Annotated in this window: 4 protein-coding genes; all 4 read right to left on the reverse strand. The window is 76.1% G+C overall.

The features are described 5' to 3' along the window. Positions 1–111: 111 nt before the first annotated feature. A complete protein-coding gene (locus A5787_RS26255; protein WP_066972747.1) occupies positions 112–621 on the reverse strand; it encodes a 2'-5' RNA ligase family protein in 510 nt (169 codons plus the stop codon). Next, positions 621–1,301: a dethiobiotin synthase gene (gene bioD, locus A5787_RS26260; RefSeq protein ID WP_066972749.1), complete on the reverse strand. Its 681-nt coding sequence runs from the start codon at positions 1,299–1,301 to the stop codon at positions 621–623. Before bioD ends, A5787_RS26255 begins: the two co-directional genes overlap by 1 nt. Positions 1,302–1,310: 9 nt before the next feature. Further along, positions 1,311–2,456, reverse strand: a complete 1,146-nt coding sequence (locus A5787_RS26265) for an 8-amino-7-oxononanoate synthase (RefSeq protein ID WP_066972751.1) — start codon at positions 2,454–2,456, stop codon at positions 1,311–1,313. Positions 2,457–2,536: 80 nt separating this feature from the next. After that, the coding region (locus A5787_RS28700) for a hypothetical protein (protein ID WP_304441175.1) at positions 2,537–3,368 on the reverse strand (832 nt) is incomplete at its 5' end.

Raw genomic sequence — 3,368 nt, forward strand, 5'->3', positions numbered from 1 at the left:
GGGCCCGGGCGCTGCCGCTGGCGGGAGCGGAGGCCTGGCCGGGACCGCCGGCCAGGTTGGCGCCGGCGGCGCAGCCGGCTCGCAAGGCGCACCCGGCCAATCGGGCTGACGTCAGCCGATCGGGTGCTCGGCCTTTGCGTTGCCGTCCCAGCGGCGCAGGCCGGCGAACCGGCCGTCGATCTGGGGCGGCCGGCCCGCGATGCGCAGCGCCCGGCCCAGTTGGGGGCCGCCGACGCGGCGGGCCAACGTCACGTGCGCGGTCCATTGGCCGGGCAGGCTGTTGGACATCGGCGCGGGCGCCAGGTGCGGACGGCACAGCCGGTGCACCTCGGCATGCAGCGCCAACAGCTCGCCCGTCGGCACCACGAGCCGCGCGAACACGACGTTCGCCCGCCCGAAGAGCACCGCGGCGCCGATCGTGGCGGTCAGCGGGAGTCGTTGGGCGACCGGGACTAGCAGCGCGTCGACCCCGGGGTCGATGCGTTCGGCGACGGCCAGAGTCACGTGCGGCCGACCGGCCGGCGCCTGGCTGGGAATGCCGGCGCCGGCCAGGTCGGCCCAGATGTGGCGGATCGCCGACTCGGTGTCGGGGTCGAAGACCAGCTCGATCGAATGGACCATCAGCCCACCAGCGCGGTCACCCAGTCGCGGTCGAACGCCGCGGCGCTCATCGCCGCGAAGCCGGCGGTGTCCAGCGAGCCGGCGCCCGCGGGCAGCGCCGCCCGGACCGGCGCCAGCTCGGCCAGCGCGGCCCGATTCGAGGTCTCCACCAGCCCGGGCTGCGCCGGCCAGCTGCCGATCACCAGCCCGGCGCACGAAACCCGCTGCGCGGCAAGCGCTTCCAGGGTCAGCGCGGTGTGGTTGAGGGTGCCCAGTTCCACGGTGACGGCGACGAGCGCGGCGGCGCCCAGCCCGACGGCCAGGTCGCGCAGCGTGATGCCCGCGTCGGCAAGTTCGACCAGCAGGCCGCCGGCGCCTTCCACCAGCGTCAGCCGCCGCGGCCGGTCCAGGTCCCGGACGAGGCGCAGGACCTGCTCGCCGGTGGGCAACGGGATTCCCGCCTGCTCGGCGGCCGCGGCCGGCGCCAGGGGCAGCGGGTACCGCGCCAGGCCGGCGAGCTCGCCGACCCCGGACAGCCGGGCCACCTCGGCCAAATCGTCGTCGCCGCAGTCGGTCCCGGTCTGGACCGGTTTGCACACCGCGACGTCGATGCCCGCCTGGCGGGCGTGGCACGCCAGCGCCGCGGTGACGACCGTCTTGCCGACCCCCGTGCCGGTACCGGTGACGACCAGGACGGTCAACGGCGCGCCTTAAACGAGTCCCGCGAGCACGTCCGTCAGCACCCGGCGCGCGAACTCCAGGTCGGCGGCGTCCAGCGACGCGCGCGCGGACAGGCGCAGCCGCGATGTTCCGGTGGGCACGGTTGGCGGCCGGAAGCAGCCCACGCGCACGCCGTCGTCCAGGCAGGCGGTCGCCGCGGCCAGCGCCACTTCCGGATCACCCAGGATCACCGACACCACCGCCGACGCCGGCTCGTCAGGCACGCCGCAGGCCTCGGCCAGGAAGCGCGCATGGGTCAGCACGGCTTGCGGGCGCCACGACTCGGCCCGCAGGACGCGCAGCGCGGCGAGCGCGGCGCCGACCGCCGCCGGGGCCAGGCCGGTGTCGAAGATGAACGGCCGGGCCGCGTCGATCAGGTGCGCGCGTACCGGCGCCGGCCCCAGCACCACGCCGCCTTGGCTGCCGAGCGCCTTGGACAGCGTCGTGGTCATCACGATGTCGGGGGCGCCCGCTAGTCCGAGCTCGTGCAGTAGCCCGCGGCCGTCGCCGCGCACGCCGAGGCCATGCGCCTCGTCGACGATGAGCAGCGCGCGGCGGCGGCGGCACACCGCGTGCAGTTCGCGCACCGGCGCCAGCGAGCCGTCGGCGCTGAACACCGAGTCGGTGATGACGACGGCGCGTTCCTCGTCGCGGGCGCCCAGGGCCGCGTCCACCGCGTCCACGTCGCGGTGCGGCGCCACCACCACGCGGGCGCGCGACAGCCGGCAGGCATCGACCAGCGACGCGTGCGACAGGGCGTCGGACACCAGCAGCGAACCGGGGCCCGACAGCCCGACGACGGCACCCAGGTTGGCGGTGTATCCCGACGAGAACAACAAGGCCGAGGCGGCACCGACGAACTCGGCGAGCTCGGTCTCGAATTCCTGGTGCAGTTCGGTGTCGCCGGTGACCAGGCGTGAGCCGGTGGCACCGGCGCCCCAGATGCGCAGCGCCGCGACGCCGCCCTCGATCACGTCGGGGTGTTGCGACAGGCCGAGGTAGTCGTTGGACGCCAGGTCCAGTTCGGTGGCGACGGCCGGCCGCGGCCGCAGCGAGCGGCGCAGCCCGGCCTCGCGGCGCTGCCGCTCCACCGCCTCCAGCCAGGCCAGCGGCGACGTCTCGATCGGTGCCCTCATCGCGGTTCAGCCTACGAGTCGGGCGACCTCGACCGTCGCGGAGCCTCCTCTGTGGCCGCGCGTGTCGCTGCCGGCGCCCGCTAGGGCGTGACGACCTGCCCGGGATTGCCGGGTGTCCCCCCGGGCCCGCCGGCCGCGCCGCCGGTTCCGACGGTGACATTGCCCGCGGTGATCGCGAAGACGTTGCCGCCGGTGCCACCGTTGCCGCCGTTGGCGCCGCCGCCGCCGGTCCCGCCGGTGCCGCCGATGGAATGTCCCGTCGCCAAGTAGTTCTGCGCGGTGCCGCCGGTCCCGCCGGTACCACCGGTCGTGACGCCGAAGCCGCCGGTGCCGCCGAGCCCGCCCGTGGCCGAACCCCAGTCCGGTGGGTAGACCGCCAGGCCGTTGAACGTGTCAACGGTGAAGTTGTAGGGCCCCATGATCGCGCCGCCACCGTGACCGCCGTTGCCACCGGCGCCGACCGTACCGATGCCACCGTCTCCGCCGGTCCCGCCGATGGCGGATCCCCACCCCAAGTTGAACGCGACGCCGCCCGCGCCGCCGTCGCCGCCGGTGGCGCCCTGGCCGCCGGCCCCGCCGCTCCCGCCCACCTGGCCGCCGGCCCCGCCGGCCCCGCCGGTACCGCCCTGGCCGGTGAGGCTCATCCCGCCGGCCCCGCCGGTACCGCCTTGCGGAACGCCCACGCCCAATTGCTCGCCCCCGAGGAAGCCCGTGTTGCCGCCGGCTCCGCCGGTGCCGCCGATCGCGTCGGTCGCGTTCCCACCGGCCCCACCGGCACCGCCGACACCCGACAAGAATCCACCGGGCCCGCCGATCCCGCCGTTGCCACCGTTCACGCCGGAGGTGAGGGAGGCCCCGCCGGCCCCGCCGGCTCCGCCGATCCCGCCGGTGGCGTTCGCACCGGACAGGCGG

It is taken from the genome of Mycobacterium sp. 852002-50816_SCH5313054-b, assembly GCF_001667185.1.
Lineage (GTDB): Bacteria > Actinomycetota > Actinomycetes > Mycobacteriales > Mycobacteriaceae > Mycobacterium.